We start from the raw sequence: 15,131 nt of genomic DNA on the forward strand, positions 1-15,131 counted from the left end.
ATAGGAAAATTATGGATAGATTTTATTCACTCTCTCACTCAAGTATAGATTTTCATTTCAAGCAGACACCAAGAGATTTTGTTGTAGAAGAGGTGCCTCTTTATGAGTTTTGCGGTGAGGGTGAGCACCTTATACTTTTTGTCAGAAAAAAAGGAATTTCAACTCTTGAGTTAGTCTCTATGATAGCTAAATATCTAGGTATAAAAAACAAAGAGATAGGTTACGCTGGGCTAAAAGACAAACATGCTATGACAAAACAGTATATCTCTTTGCATAAAAAATATGAAGAAAAAATGGATACATTTGAGCATGAAGATGTAAAAATATTATCTAAAACTTATCACAACAACAAGATAAGAATAGGGCATTTAAATGGAAATAAATTCTATATAAAACTAAAAAAAGTAAATCCGACTTCAGCTCTAAAAATAGATGAAGCGCTTAAAAATATAGCTTCTTTTGGTATGCCTAACTACTTTGGCTATCAAAGATTTGGAACAGATGGAAACAACCATATTGATGGAGAGCTAATTGCAAAGGGCGAAAAAAAAGAACGAAACCCAAAAGTTAGACAACTTCTCATTAGTGCATATCAGAGTCACCTTTTTAATCTCTGGTTGAGTAGAAGATTGGAAATAAATAGCTTAATTCAAAACTTTGATGTAAAAGAGCTAGAACCACTTCTGAATATACCTCAAGATGAGCTATTAAAGATGAAATCACAAAAGCACCCTTTTAAACTCATTAGCGGAGATATAATGGAGCATTATCCATATGGAAGACTCTTTGAATTTATTGGTGAAGCACATGATTTTGATAGGTTTAATGCAAAAGATATCTCTGTTACTGGGCTTTTATGTGGTAAAAAAGCAAAACACTCAACTGGCTTATCAAGAGAGATAGAGAAAGATTTTGATGATGAGATAAACGAGGATGGTGCAAGAAGATACGCTTGGGTTTTTCCAAAAGATATTGATGGAAGATATAAAGATGAAGAAGCACAATATGAGCTAAATTTTTATCTTCCAAAAGGGTGTTACGCAACGGTTCTTATAGAAGAGATTGCAAAACGCAAAATTGTTTAGAAAAAAAGAGTTATGGAGTAGAGTATGAAAAAACATGTAACGTCAGCTTTGTCACAAGCTTTTGGTAAATTTGCCAACAAAGAGTTTGCAAAACCGATACAAAATTTTATAAACAGTAGCTATGTAAATATAATGGGGCTTGATATGAGAGAGTTTCATGATGCAAGCACATATAGGAGTTTAAATGCACTCTTTACTAGAAAATTAAGAGAGCCAAGAGTCTATTCACTCGATAGCGAAGATTTTATCTCTCCGTGTGACTCTCTGATTTCTGAGTGTGGAACCTTAGATGAGGAGTACGCCCTACAGATAAAAGGGATGAGATACAGAAGTGATGAGCTCTTAGGAGAGCATTTCTCGAAAGAAGATAGGGAACTTGTAAATGGTGGAACTTTCATAAACTTTTATCTCTCTCCAAAAGATTACCATCGTTATCACATACCGACAAATTTAAAAGTTCTAAAGGTTGCTCATATACCAGGAAAGTTTTATCCTGTAAATATGCCATCTCTTAAAAAACGAATCAACCTTTTTATAGAGAATGAGAGAGTTGTTCTCCTCTGTGAGAGTTCTTCGGGAAAAAAATTTTACATGGTGTTAGTTAGTGCTTTAAATGTGGGTGTTATGCAAGTTTCATTTGAGCCAAAGATAAAAACAAATGCTGATGCACAAAGAAGTGCTCTTTATTGCTATGAAAATCTAAACCTTAACAAAGGTGATGACTTTGGCTGTTTTGAGATGGGCTCAACCATAGTAATATTGGCTCAAAAAGAGATGTTAGAGCTTAGTGTAAAAGCAGGTGAAGATGTTAAATACGCTCAAAACATAGCAAAATTAAAATAATAAAGTGTAGTTAATTAAAAATATCATACAATTAAGCATGCAATAAAAATAAACAACAAAGGGGCATCTATTGAAAATTTTGATTGTAGATGATTCGAAAATTGCTAGAATGGGTGTTATAAAAAGTCTAAAAGTAGTGCAGCCCGATGCTGAACTTATTCAAGCAACAAATGGACTAGAAGCTGTTGAATTTTATGAAAAAGAGAATCCTGATGTAGTTTTTTTAGACTTAACAATGCCCGTTATGGATGGGTATGAGGCACTAAAGAGGATACGAGAGATAGATAAAGAGGCTCAAGTCATAGTTGTAAGTGCAGATATTCAAAGCGAAGCAAAGCTAAGAGTATTAGTAGCAGGAGCTAAAAATATGTATCCAAAACCGATAAATGTTGATATTATGGTACAGATTTTTGAGCAAGATTTATTATTATAGGGGCTAAAATATTGAATTTACAATTTAATGAAGATCAACTTGACGCACTAAGAGAGTTTATGAATGTCTCTATAGGTGCTGCTACAGCTAGTATGGCAAATCTGCTAAATGCTTTTGGAACAATGCATATTCCTAAAATTGAAGTTTGTAACAGTGATGAACTTGCAGTTAAAATTCAAGAATCTATAGATATAAGGTCTATGTATTTTGTAACAAAGCAGCTCTTTACTGGCAAGTTTGGCGGAGAGTGTATGTTTGTTATAAGTGAAGACTCATCAATCAATCTTGGAAGACATCTCTACTCTATAGAAAATCCATCTTTTGATGATATAAATGATGCGGTTATAGAACTTACAAATATACTAACTTCTACAATTGTTAGCAGATTGACACAAGAGTTAAATACTCAGGTGCAGTTTTTTGTTCCATCACTACAATTTTTAGACCCATCTTCTATAGTAGATGAAGAAGATGTTGCAGAGTATTCAAAGATTATTATAATTAGTACAATTTTAGATTTTCAAGATCAACAGATTATAGGCAATATTTATATTCTTACAAAAGATGAAGCGATAGAGAGTTTAAAAGTTTTGATTGATAAAAAGATAGAAGAGATTTACGGATGATAGAGATTAGATATCCTGATGTATTGTTAGACTCACTAGAAAATGGGCATATGATTATTGATGAACATTTTGTAGTAAGTTATTGGAATAGATGGCTTGCTATAAATACACAAATAAACAAAGAAGATATTTTAGGCAAAAATTTACAAGAGTTTTATCCAGATATAAATTATAAAGTCCTTTATAGAAAAATAAAAACTGCATTAACAATTGGTACACCTACATTTTATGATACAAATAGCAGTAAAAAATTTATATCTATAAATCGTAATAAAGTAACCACGTCTTCGCTTAAACTCATGCAACAACAAGTAACTATCTCTCCTTATATTATCTCAGAGAGCAGAGTAATGATCTCCATTTATGATATTAGTGAGCTTTTTGAAGCAAAATTATTGATAAAAAAAGAGATGAATAAAGTCAATAAACTAAACGAAAAATTAGAAGCTGATAGAGACATAATTGATAAAAATATTATGGTTATGAAAACTTCTGCAAATGGATTTATAAAAGATGTAAGTAGTTTCTTTTGCGACTCTTTTAACATTAGTAAAGATGAACTTATAGGTAAAAATGTATCTATTTTTAAATCAGATGATATATCTGATATTGTTTATAGAAATCTTATAGAAACTCTCAAAAATAAGAAACCTTGGAATGGCGAGCTTAAGTACAAAACATCAAAAAATCAAGAGAAGTGGTTGCAGTCAAGAGTAGTGCCGATTTTAGATCTACATGGAGAGGTGCATGAACTTAATGCTGTTTATCATGATATAACAAATGAGAAGCTCCTTGCCGAGCTCTACATAACAGACTCTCTTACAAAACTATACAATCGTGCCTATTTTGATGAAACTATAAATATGATTGTCAAACATCAAAGAAAAGCAGATAGCGATTTTATTTTAGTACTTGTAGATATAGACCATTTCAAACTCATTAATGACACTTATGGCCATCAAGTTGGAGATGAAGTGCTTGTAGCAATAGCAAAAACACTCAAAGGTTCACTAAGAGATAACGACCTTATTGCAAGATGGGGTGGAGAAGAGTTTGTAATAATGTTAAAAAATATAACCCTTAATGAAGCGAAAACGATTATTGAAAAGGTTAGAGTAAATATACAAAACTCAATTATTAGAGATAATATAAAAGTTACAGCATCTTTTGGTTTAACAAAATATATTATTAACGAAGATTCAAAAGAGATATTTAAAAGAGCTGATGATGCCCTATATGAAGCAAAAAAAGATGGTAGAAATAGAGTGGTTGTAAGGTAACGATAGGCTGGCTTTAGGAGTTTTGGATATTTGTTAAAACTTATACAGATAAGAACATGGTACCAGTGGGCGGACTCGAACCGCCACATATTTCTATACCTGATTTTGAATCAGGCGTGTCTACCATTTCACCACACTGGCTTTAAGCGAAATAATAGTGGTTTATAGCTTAAAAGATTGTGAAGTGGAGTCAAAGTTTTTTTTCTTTAGTCGATATAGAGTATATGGAACTTATGTTGCTTTATGATAAGGTAGTTAGTTGAGTTCAGTAGAATTGGAGGTCTTGATATGAGAGTCACTGGTAACATGTATTATAAAAATGTATTTGGTGAGAGTAATTCACGTTTGAGTCAGAGTCTTTTTGATGTAAATAAGCAGATAGCCTCTGGTCTTAAAATCCAATATGCCCAAGAGGATATAAGGGCTTTTACTGAAACTATGAGACTTGATAATGAAATAACAACTCTAGACCAGAGTAAAAAAAGTACAGTTAGTGCTATGAAATTTTCAAATCAGACAGATTCCGTTTTAAATGAATTTGCACTATCTATGGATCGTGCCAGAGTACTTCTGGTTAAGGCTTCAAATAGTGGTGTAAATAGTGAAGCATCGCTAGATGCTATTGCATATGAGTTAAGAGGTTTAGAGACGCACTTTAAGAGTTTGGCAAATACTTCTATAAACGGACAATATCTATTTTCAGGCTCTGCAATTGACACAAAACCGATTGCTGATGATGGAACCTATAATGGAAATGATGCAATCTTAAAAGCATTTACAGGTTCTGGAACATCACAACAGTATAACATTAGCGGTCAAGAGCTATTTTTTGGTGAAAAGCAATCAACAAGAAGAGAGATAACAACAAATGTTATTCAATTAAATTTAAGTTCAAAATACCCAGATTTTACAGATGCAGCGGTAGAAGGTGATACAAAATATCTAAAAAGTAGTGATACCATTAGAGATTTGATGGGTGATACAGACAACTTTATTGATGTTGGTACTAATAAACACTTTTTTTACATAACTGGAACTAAAAGCAATGGTAGCTCTTTTAAAGAAAAACTTCCAATGTCTGATGATGAAAAAATTAGTGATTTGCTTAAAAAGATTGGAGATATGTATGGAAATACACCTGGAGTTGATGTTGTAAATGTAAGCATGAACCCAAGTGGACAAATAATTATTGAAGATAAAATAAGAGGCTCTTCTAGTATAGAGTTTCACATGGTTGGTGCAACCGATTTTAGTGGTGGTGCTGCTGCAAATGTTACAAACATAGATGATTTAGGTGTAGGTGAGACAAGTTTTAATAGCATTATTTTAGGTTCTTCAACTGCAACTAATCCAAATCTACATGTTAAAGAGTTTCTTAAATCTTCTATGACATCTGCTGATAATGTTGCTGCTACAAATATTATAGAGGGTACCCTTTATGATAGAGTGGAATTTAATAAAAGTGGTTCAAAGTTGTCATCTAACAGTTCTCAAATTATAAAAGGGAGTAATGCTTTTGCAACATTATCTACAAAACTATCTGAAGTTGCTGACTTAACTCAAGGCACTTCTGGAACATTGGATGGAACTTCTTTTGTTCTTGAGGGCATGGATGTAAATGGAACTCCATACAGTGCGCAGATTGATTTAGCAACTGCGGGTTCAACTTTTACAGTTGGCGGTAACACATATAATATCTTTAATATGGGATCACCACGAGTAAACGCAAAAGCTGATGAAGTGACATATAAACAACTTAGTGATGTTATAAATATGGTTGTAACTGGAAATCTTCCAGCAACTTTTCCTGGTACATCTTCAGAGTATGATACTGCGATAAAAGACGCAGATTTAAGAGGAAGAACATTTTTAACTAATGATGGAAAATTAGGGTTTGAAGAGATAAATGCAAGCAACACAAAAGCAACAATCGCTCTTTATGACTCAAACAGTGGTGATTTTAGCGTTGGTGCGGATGCTTCTGTTATGACATTTAATAGTAATAATGCTCTAACGGTGCGCGATCCAAAAACAGATTTCTTTAAAACATTAAATGATGTTATAAATGCAGTTGAGAACTATAAACTTTATCCAGATAGTAACTCAGGAGATGCAAGAAGTATAGGAATTGAAAACGCTATTGCAATGATAGATGAATTGCATGAACATGTAACTAGATCGCACTCACAAGTAGGTGCTCAAACAAATGCTCTTAGTAAATCATTGGAGAGAGTTGAAATGTTAAAGATGAGTTCTATGACTCTTAGATCATCTGTAATAGATACAGATATGGCAGAAGCTCACTTGACCTTGGCACAGTTAAACACTAACTATCAAGCAATGCTATCTACAGTTGGTAAAATTTCTAAGTTAAGCTTGGTGAACTACCTCTAAAAATAGCCTTTATGGAACACTTTTAGCTATAATTTCTTTTTTATTTTACATTTATAATATTTATGATTAAAAAGGAAGTTTTGGTTTGAAAGATACTCTATTTATACTCTGTTTTGGGCTACTTACATATCTTGGATTCGCTACAATTTTTGGAGACACTGCTTTAATGGGAAGTTATGGCGCTGTTTTTGCGCAATACAATCACAAATATTTTGGTTATATCTCTTACATGTATATATTTGCTTCTTTAATTCCACTCTATATTTTTTATAAACAAAGCAGTATTAACAGTAGAGTTGTGGAGTTAAGCGTGGCTTCTGTTTTGGTATTTTTTGCTCTTTTACTTGCTCAAGCATTGCTTATAACTAATGAGTTAAGAGGCGAAGTTGTTGCTGGATTTGTTAATTTTTTATCTCCATTCATTGGTCTTTTTGGTCTTTGGACTCTTTGGTTTATAATTGCGATTTTATCTATGGTTATCATTTTTGATAGAAGCGCTCATGAGATGGTTGATGTACTATATGCTAAGCTTAAAAAATCAGGTATCAAGAGAGAAGATAAAGGTATAAAAAAAAGCTTTGAAGCTAAATCTAAGAGCAACAGTATTGCTAAAGTATATGCAAATTTCAACAAAGAGCAAAAAGAACAAGAGAGTTCGCAAGATTATACTCAAGATGTTGTTGAGATAAAAGTTGAACCAGAGATAGAAGTTGAGCTAGAAATAGATCAACCAGCATATCTTAGAAAAGAGCAACCAAAAGTTGCACAAGAGAGCAAGAAAGTAAAAGAGCACAATATTTTAGAACTTGTTCATGAGATAAAAGAGCAAAAAAATACTATAGTTGTAGAAGAGCTAGAGGAGAATGCCAAGCTTTTAGCAACGATAGAAAAAGGAAGTGTTGAAAAACCAAAGAACTTTAAACTTCCATCTATTGAGTTTCTACAAAAACCAAACAACAAAGCACATAGCGTAGATGAGAGCGAACTAGATGGGAAGATAAAATTTCTTATAGAAAAGTTAGCTCACTTTAAAATAGATGGCGATGTCGTAAGAACTTATGCTGGACCAGTAGTATCAACCTTTGAGTTTAAACCTGCTGCAAATGTAAAAGTTTCAAGAATCTTAAATCTTCAAGATGACTTAGCTATGGCACTAAGTGCTGAAACTATTCGTATTCAAGCACCAATCCCAGGAAAAGATGTTGTAGGTATTGAGATTCCAAACGAAAAGATTGATACTATCTACTTACGAGAACTGATTGATAGTAAACTGTTTCAAGAATCATCTTCTCCTCTTACTATCGTTTTGGGTAAAGACATAGTTGGTAAACCCTTTATAACAGACCTCAAAAAGCTTCCGCATCTTCTTATAGCTGGAACAACGGGAAGTGGTAAGAGTGTCGGTATAAATGCGATGATACTCTCTCTCTTATATAAAAATTCGCCAGACCAGCTTAGGCTTCTTATGATAGACCCAAAGATGCTAGAGTTCTCTATCTATAATGATATTCCGCATCTATTAACTCCAGTCATCACAAAAGCAAAACAGGCTATTGTAGCACTCAATAACATGGTTCATGAGATGGAGAGACGCTACGCTTTAATGAGTGAGAACAGAACAAAAAATATAGAGAGCTACAATGAAAAGGTAAAAAAAGAGGGTGGAGAGCATCTTCCCTACATAGTTGTTATCATAGATGAATTGGCAGATTTGATGATGACAAGCGGTAAAGATGTAGAAATATCCATAGCAAGACTTGCTCAAATGGCAAGAGCTTCAGGGATTCACTTAGTTGTAGCAACGCAAAGACCATCGGTTGATGTCGTAACTGGGCTAATTAAAGCAAATCTTCCATCTCGTATATCTTACAGAGTAGGGCAGAAGGTTGATAGTAAAATCATACTAGACCAACAAGGTGCGGAGTCACTCTTAGGAAAAGGCGATATGCTCTTTACTCCTCCAGGTTCCACTGGTTTAGTGCGTCTTCATGCACCGTGGAGTACTGAAGAGGAGATAGAGAAGATTGTTGATTTTATAAAATCACAAAGAGCACCAAACTACGATAAAAGTTTTTTAATTGAAGAAAATGAAAACAGCTACTCATCAAATGAGAGTTATGAAGAGCTTGACCCAATGTTTGATGAAGCTAAAAATGTAGTACTGAGTGATAGAAAAACATCCATCTCATATCTTCAAAGAAAACTACAAATCGGCTACAACAAATCTGCAAGATTGATTGAACAGCTTGAAAATGAGGGTATCTTATCTGCACCAAACTCAAAAGGGATGCGTGATATTTTATAATGACAAAAATACATTTTGTCTTTACAAAACACCAAAACTCTTTTAGTGTACATGTAAAAAATTTAGAACTACTTTTGGTTGAACAGATAAAAGAGATAGAAACTTTTGTGGAGCTAAGAAGGGGTTTTTTTGATTTTAACACATACACTTTTTCAATTAAAAAAAGAGTTGAGTTTATAGAGTTCAAAGCTCTTGTGGAGACAATTTTTACTGATTCATTTTGTGAAGAGGTAGTTTTAAAAATTCCACAAAAAAATAGAGTTGAATATGGAAAATATAAAGGGATGATCTACTGCGATTTACCAGATGTGTATCTTCTATGGCTAAAAAGTAACTATCATGGAAAAGATAGAGAGATTATTGAGGCAGAATTAAAATCAAGAGATTTATAAAGTTACCATATGAAACATATTTTAAATAAAATATAGAGAATTTGTTTACTATGGTAACACTATGTTTTTTGTGTTTCTTTATTTAGTTACAATCTTACTAAATTTTAAAACAGAGGAATAATGATGTCATTTATTGAAGATTATAAAGCACATATAGCAGAAAGAGAAACCCTTGGAGTTCCACCACTACCATTAAATGCTGAGCAAACTGTTGCTTTAGTAGAGATGATAAAAGATAAAGTGGGCGATATGGCTCAAAATGTAGATCTTCTTACAAATCGTGTATCACCAGGTGTTGATGACGCTGCGTATGTAAAAGCTGCATTTTTAAATGATATAGCTTCAGAGAAGATTAGCATACCTGCAATATCTCCTGCTCGTGCTGTGGAGATGATGGGAATGATGCTTGGCGGATATAATGTCAAACCTATGGTTGATGCACTTACTTCCAAAAGCAGTGAAGTAGTAGATGCAGCTAAAGAGGCACTAAAACACACTCTTCTTGTTTACGATGCTTTTAATGACGTAGAAGAACTTTATAAAGCTGGAAATACTCATGCGGCTGAAGTTATAAAATCATGGGCAGATGCTGAGTGGTTTACATCAAGACCAGCATTAGCAGAAAAAATGACCCTAAGTGTATTTAAAGTAGCTGGAGAGACAAATACGGATGACCTCTCACCAGCTTCTGAAGCGTTTACTCGTTCAGATATTCCACTACATGCAAACTCTATGCTTGTTGCTAAGATGGATAATCCTATCGAGACTATTAAAAAGCTAAAAGAAAAAGGCAATCCAATCGCTTATGTTGGTGATGTTGTTGGAACTGGAAGCTCAAGAAAATCTGGTGTAAACTCTGTTCAGTGGCACATGGGTGAAGATATCCCAGGTGTTCCAAACAAGCGCACTGGCGGTGTTGTTCTTGGAAGCATTATCGCTCCAATCTTCTTTGCTACATGTGAAGATTCAGGCGCATTGCCACTTGAGCTTGATGTATCTGAAATGGAAACAGGCGATGTAATTACTATCTATCCATACAAGGGTGAAGCTCACAAAGATGGCAAATGTATTGCAACTTTTAAACTAAATCCTAACACTATTACTGATGAAGTACGTGCTGGTGGACGTATTCCGTTGATTATCGGTCGTGGCTTAACTTCTAAAGCTCGTGGTGTTCTTGGTCTTGGTGCATCTGATAAATTCTTAACGGCTGAACAGCCAGCTGATAGCGGTAAAGGTTATACTCTAGCTCAAAAGATGGTTGGTCGCGCATGTGGCATGAGCGGTGTTCGCCCAGGAATGTACGTAGAGCCTGAAACATCTACAGTTGGTTCTCAAGATACAACAGGACCAATGACAAGAGATGAGATAGTAGAACTTGCGGCTCTTGGCTTCTCTGCTGATTTAGTTATGCAGTCATTTTGTCACACAGCAGCGTATCCTAAGCCATCAGACATTGTAATGCACCACACGTTACCAGATTTTATCTCTAAGCGTTCAGGTGTTGCTCTTCGTCCAGGTGATGGAGTTATTCACTCTTGGTTAAACAGAATGGTTCTTCCTGATACTGTTGGAACTGGTGCTGATAGCCATACACGTTTCCCAATTGGTATATCTTTCCCTGGTGGTTCAGGAATAGTTGCATTTGCTGGTGTAACAGGCTCTATGCCTTTAACTATGCCAGAATCTGTTCTTGTTCGCTTTAAAGGTGAACTACAACCTGGTATAACTCTTCGTGACCTAGTAAATGCTATTCCTCATCAAGCGATAAAAGAGGGTCTTTTAACTGTTGAGAAAAAGGGTAAGAAAAACATATTTGCTGGTCGTATCATGGAGATAGAAGGTATGCCTGATATGAAGTGTGAACAAGCTTTTGAACTCTCAGATGCATCTGCTGAGAGAAGCGCAGCTGCATGTACAGTTTTACTAAATGAAGAGCCAGTAATTGAGTACCTAAAATCAAATGTAACTCTTTTAGAGTCTATGATTGAAGCTGGATATGAGGACAAACGTACAATTAAGCGTCGTATAGACAAGATGAAAGAGTGGCTAGCATCTCCATCACTTATGAAGCCAGATGCTGATGCAGAGTACGCAGCAGTAATCGAGATAGATTTGAACACTATTACAGAACCTATTTTAGCTTGTCCAAATGATCCAGATGATGTTGCAACACTAAGTGAAGTTCTTGCATCTTCTCGTCCTACTAAAATTGATGAAGTATTTGTTGGTTCATGTATGACAAATATCGGTCACTATCGTGCTTTAGGCGAAGTTTTAAAAGGTGAAGGCAAAGTTCCAACAACTCTTTGGGTTTGTCCTCCAACAAAAATGGATGAAAAACAGCTGACTGAAGATGGTTATTATGTAACTTTTGGTGAAGCTGGTGCTAGAACTGAGATTCCAGGATGTTCACTATGTATGGGAAATCAAGCAAGAGTTGCTGATGATGCGGTTGTATTTTCAACTTCAACTCGTAACTTTGATAACCGTTTAGGAAAAGGCGCTCAAGTTTATCTTGGTTCTGCTGAGTTAGCTGCAGTGTGCTCTATACTTGGACGTATTCCAACTAAAGCTGAGTACTTAGAAAAAACTAAAAAAATCATTGGTAAAGAGAGTGAGATATACAAATATCTTAACTTTAATCTTATTAAAGACTATAAACTCTAATTATCCTAGCGCAGAATTTTTTTCTGCGCTACTCACACAAAAAAATCTCCCACTAATAACAGCAGTTTTTTTATCTTATTTTGTTAAAATATTTAAAAAAAATTAATATATCAGGTTTAAAAAAAATGCAAAAAATATCTAAAATTGTTATTCTAATTCTTTTTTTAATTGGAGGAACACTTTTTTTATTTAATAACTTTATAAATAATTATAACAATGAGATAGAGAAAACACAATATAAAATTGATGGCATAGAGTTCGCACAAAAAATCCAAAAATTTATACTTAAAATCCAAAAATTAAGAGGATATAGCCAGTTTGATCAATTTTCTGTGGATGATGCAGGATATAAAAGTATATTAAACAGTGTTGAGTTGATAAAAGCAGATGCAAAAAAAGATATTCAAGATATAAGGGCTTTAAAAGAGTTATATCCATCACTTTATGATGGTGGTTATGATTATGTTATAGATGATGTTAAACTTATAATGGATAGCTCATCTGAAGACAAAATAGTAATGTATCAAAAATATACATATGCGATAGAGGAGCTAAAAGAGAAAGCTTACTATCTGGGGTTTAAGTCAAAGTTACTCTTAGAAGCAGATGGTGATAAATACTTTTTTGTAGAGATTATGCTTAAGCATCTGCCAAATCTTATAGAAGTGATTGGCAAGATAAGAGCAAAAACAAGTAAAGCTATTTTAGACGAATCTGCAGATAATGAACTTCTATACACTATTAAGAACAACTGTCTTTTGTGTGAGGAGCATATCAAACTAATATATAAAACAATAAATGAGATTCATGATGATGTTGAAAAAACAAGACTTCTTTCTCAACTTGAAAATATAAGTAGTGAAACTCAAAAGATGCAGGAGTACGTTAAAAATACAGTTCTTTTACATGATGCAAAGATTGAAGCGTTGGAATTTTTCAAAATATCTACAAATGTTATCGATAAAATGTTTATACTATATAGTATAAATGCAGAGTTTTTAAATCAAAAATTAAATAAAAAATTGGATGAGTTAAAAAAGACAAAATTATATGGAACGATAATAGGAGCTTTTGTTGTTCTTCTTATATTTATAACTATTGCATCTATGGTAAGAAGTTACATGTTGTATGCAAAAAGTGAAAAAAAGATTAAAAACAACCTAACATCAATAATAAATCTTAAAAATGATTTAGAAAAGTGTAAAACTATTGAAGAAATTGCGTCATCATCTCTCTATTTTTTCGCAAATAAATTTGGTGTCATTCAGGGCGCAATTTATATATTTGATGAAGAGAATAATAAACTCTATTTAGCATCATCTTATGCTACAAATAAAATGAAACCCATAGTAGAGCTTGGAGAAGGAATAATAGGGGAGGTTGGAGTTCAAAAAAAGATTATCCATACAGACTTAAATGATGATAAAAAAATAAAGTTTCGCATGGAAGCAATCACTGCAGAGCCTTCAAATATATGCACAATCCCACTTATTAGTTATGATAAAATATTTGGTGTTTTACAATTAGGTTTTTTAAAAAAACATGAAAATATCCATAACGAAGATTTTGCATATTTTATAGATATGATTATTGGTTTTTTACGTGACGCAAAATATTTAGATACAAATAAAGAGTATATAGAACTAATTGATAAATATGTAATAACATCAAAAACAAATAAAAAAGGGATTATCACAGAAGTTAGTGATGCTTTTACAAAGATATCTGGATATTCAAAAAAAGAGATTATAGGGAAATCTCACTCTATTGTTGCCCATCCAGACACGCCAAAAGAGCTTTATAAAAATATGTGGGAGATAATTCTCTCTGGTAAAATATATAAAGGCGAGATAAAAAATCTAAACAAGAGCGGTGCGGAGTATTGGATAGAGACTACTATAACCCCAAAAACAGATAAATACAGTAATATTTTAGGTTTCTCAGCTATCATAAGAGACATTACAGACAAGAAAAGGATTGAAGAGTACTCAATTACTGATGCCTTAACGGGGCTTTATAACAGACGTTTTTTTGATACAAATTTTAATAAAGAGTACAAAATATCAAAAAGAGATAATAAAAATTTAGTTTTATTGATTATTGATATTGACTATTTTAAACAGTATAACGACTATTATGGTCATCAAAAAGGTGATGAGATATTAAAGCTAGTCTCTTTGAGTATGAAATCTTTATTTAAAAGAGCAAATGATTATGTATATAGACTAGGCGGAGAAGAGTTTGGTATATCTTTTTATACAAACGATAAAGAGAGTGCTCTAAAGAGAGCGGAATCTTTAAGAAAAAATATAGAGCATTTAAAAATAGAGCATGCATCTAGTGAAATTTCAGGATACCTATCCATATCTATAGGTATCTCTTTTATACCAAAAGAGTGCGCTATGGAAGTCAATGAAATATACAATATAACGGACAAAGCACTCTATAGAGCTAAAAATAAGGGTAGAAATAGAGTTGAAGAGGCTTCTATTAGTCTCTAATTATATCAAAGTCCAATGGGTAAGTAGGCATAAATAGTATCTTGTTTATAGCTTGATTTTGCTTTTGACTTTTAAAGATAATTACAACCCTGTTTTCAAACTCATCTAGATATGAGATAGACTCTATTAAGTCACCTTTTTTCTTTATGTTAAAGAGAGTGTCTCCATATTTGGCTGTGTAGTTATCTTTTGAGTTCTCTTTTGCGTTTTCTATCATCTTGAAAAAATCAAAATTTGATTCAATTTTTCTAATAATAACCTGTTCAATCTCTGGTTCAACAATAGTTACATCATAATCGTTAATGTAAACCTCTTTTTTTACAGGTTTAAAATAACTCCATCTTGCGTTTTGCGGTTTAGTGGCTATTATGTGCCCATTGTAACTGATTGTCTTATTTTTATCGTCTGTGATATTTTGAGTAAAGTCTGCATCAAATGAGACGATAGAGTCCAAAGAGGCGAAGAGCTCAACTGTAATAAAAACTGCTATTAAAAATGGTTTCATTATTATCCTTAATTTATAAAAATTATATCTTAGTGACTGTTTACATATTATTTAATATCTCATAAAAAGAGAATGATTTTTTAGTTTATGCAATTTC

Annotated in this window: 11 protein-coding genes and 1 tRNA gene; 10 read left to right on the forward strand and 2 right to left on the reverse strand. The window is 33.1% G+C overall.

What is annotated here, in order from left to right; genetic code table 11:
• Positions 1-11 precede the first annotated feature (11 nt).
• The 5 genes from truD to SUDEN_RS05435 all read left to right on the forward strand — a co-directional run bounded on the left by truD (position 12) and on the right by SUDEN_RS05435 (position 4,267).
• Complete coding sequence (gene truD / locus SUDEN_RS05415; RefSeq protein ID WP_011372662.1) at positions 12-1,085, forward strand: tRNA pseudouridine(13) synthase TruD; 1,074 nt, start codon at positions 12-14, stop codon at positions 1,083-1,085.
• A 24-nt stretch (positions 1,086-1,109) separates the two neighbouring features.
• Positions 1,110-1,928, forward strand: a complete 819-nt coding sequence (locus tag SUDEN_RS05420) for a phosphatidylserine decarboxylase (RefSeq protein ID WP_011372663.1) — start codon at positions 1,110-1,112, stop codon at positions 1,926-1,928.
• Between the two features lie 70 nt (positions 1,929-1,998).
• Positions 1,999-2,361 carry a response regulator gene (locus SUDEN_RS05425; RefSeq protein WP_011372664.1) on the forward strand — a complete coding sequence of 121 codons (363 nt, stop codon included), beginning with the start codon at positions 1,999-2,001 and terminating at the stop codon, positions 2,359-2,361.
• A gap of 11 nt (positions 2,362-2,372) precedes the next feature.
• Positions 2,373-2,987, forward strand: a complete 615-nt coding sequence (locus SUDEN_RS05430) for a chemotaxis protein CheC (protein ID WP_011372665.1) — start codon at positions 2,373-2,375, stop codon at positions 2,985-2,987.
• Positions 2,984-4,267 carry a diguanylate cyclase gene (locus SUDEN_RS05435; RefSeq protein ID WP_011372666.1) on the forward strand — a complete coding sequence of 428 codons (1,284 nt, stop codon included), beginning with the start codon at positions 2,984-2,986 and terminating at the stop codon, positions 4,265-4,267. The genes SUDEN_RS05430 and SUDEN_RS05435 overlap by 4 nt, the downstream gene beginning before the upstream one ends.
• 57 nt (positions 4,268-4,324) lie before the next feature.
• Here the strand turns inward: SUDEN_RS05435 and SUDEN_RS05440 are convergent.
• A tRNA-Leu gene (locus SUDEN_RS05440) sits at positions 4,325-4,408 on the reverse strand.
• A 147-nt stretch (positions 4,409-4,555) separates the two neighbouring features.
• On the opposite strand from SUDEN_RS05440, the gene SUDEN_RS05445 reads away from it, so the two are divergent.
• The 5 genes from SUDEN_RS05445 (at position 4,556) to SUDEN_RS11080 (ending at position 14,529) form a co-directional block, all read left to right on the forward strand.
• Positions 4,556-6,661 (forward strand): flagellin, encoded by a 2,106-nt coding sequence (locus SUDEN_RS05445; protein WP_011372667.1) that lies wholly within the window; start codon positions 4,556-4,558, stop codon positions 6,659-6,661.
• An 85-nt stretch (positions 6,662-6,746) separates the two neighbouring features.
• Complete coding sequence (locus SUDEN_RS05450) at positions 6,747-8,966, forward strand: DNA translocase FtsK (RefSeq protein ID WP_011372668.1); 2,220 nt, start codon at positions 6,747-6,749, stop codon at positions 8,964-8,966.
• Positions 8,966-9,358 carry a putative quorum-sensing-regulated virulence factor gene (locus tag SUDEN_RS05455; protein WP_011372669.1) on the forward strand — a complete coding sequence of 131 codons (393 nt, stop codon included), beginning with the start codon at positions 8,966-8,968 and terminating at the stop codon, positions 9,356-9,358. The genes SUDEN_RS05450 and SUDEN_RS05455 overlap by 1 nt, the downstream gene beginning before the upstream one ends.
• A 123-nt stretch (positions 9,359-9,481) precedes the next feature.
• On the forward strand, positions 9,482-12,028 hold the full coding sequence (gene acnB, locus SUDEN_RS05460) for a bifunctional aconitate hydratase 2/2-methylisocitrate dehydratase (RefSeq protein WP_011372670.1): 2,547 nt from the start codon (positions 9,482-9,484) through the stop codon (positions 12,026-12,028).
• Between the two features lie 125 nt (positions 12,029-12,153).
• Positions 12,154-14,529, forward strand: a complete 2,376-nt coding sequence (locus SUDEN_RS11080; RefSeq protein WP_011372671.1) for a sensor domain-containing diguanylate cyclase — start codon at positions 12,154-12,156, stop codon at positions 14,527-14,529.
• On the opposite strand, the gene lolA is transcribed toward SUDEN_RS11080, so the two are convergent.
• Positions 14,519-15,034 carry a LolA-like outer membrane lipoprotein chaperone gene (gene lolA / locus SUDEN_RS05470; protein ID WP_011372672.1) on the reverse strand — a complete coding sequence of 172 codons (516 nt, stop codon included), beginning with the start codon at positions 15,032-15,034 and terminating at the stop codon, positions 14,519-14,521. The two genes, SUDEN_RS11080 and lolA, sit on opposite strands and share 11 nt — an antisense overlap.
• Between the last annotated feature and the right edge of the window lie 97 nt (positions 15,035-15,131).

This window comes from Sulfurimonas denitrificans DSM 1251, assembly GCF_000012965.1.
Lineage (GTDB): Bacteria > Campylobacterota > Campylobacteria > Campylobacterales > Sulfurimonadaceae > Sulfurimonas > Sulfurimonas denitrificans.

What these genes read in the sequence shown, in the direction of transcription:
- truD (WP_011372662.1), top strand. Translation starts at nt 12, where the DNA reads ATGGATAGATTTTATTCACTCTCTCACTCAAGTATAGATTTTCATTTC.
- lolA (WP_011372672.1), bottom strand. Translation starts at nt 15,034, where the DNA reads ATGAAACCATTTTTAATAGCAGTTTTTATTACAGTTGAGCTCTTCGCC.
- SUDEN_RS05420 (WP_011372663.1), top strand. Translation starts at nt 1,110, where the DNA reads ATGAAAAAACATGTAACGTCAGCTTTGTCACAAGCTTTTGGTAAATTT.
- SUDEN_RS11080 (WP_011372671.1), top strand. Translation starts at nt 12,154, where the DNA reads ATGCAAAAAATATCTAAAATTGTTATTCTAATTCTTTTTTTAATTGGA.
- acnB (WP_011372670.1), top strand. Translation starts at nt 9,482, where the DNA reads ATGTCATTTATTGAAGATTATAAAGCACATATAGCAGAAAGAGAAACC.
- SUDEN_RS05455 (WP_011372669.1), top strand. Translation starts at nt 8,966, where the DNA reads ATGACAAAAATACATTTTGTCTTTACAAAACACCAAAACTCTTTTAGT.
- SUDEN_RS05445 (WP_011372667.1), top strand. Translation starts at nt 4,556, where the DNA reads ATGAGAGTCACTGGTAACATGTATTATAAAAATGTATTTGGTGAGAGT.
- SUDEN_RS05435 (WP_011372666.1), top strand. Translation starts at nt 2,984, where the DNA reads ATGATAGAGATTAGATATCCTGATGTATTGTTAGACTCACTAGAAAAT.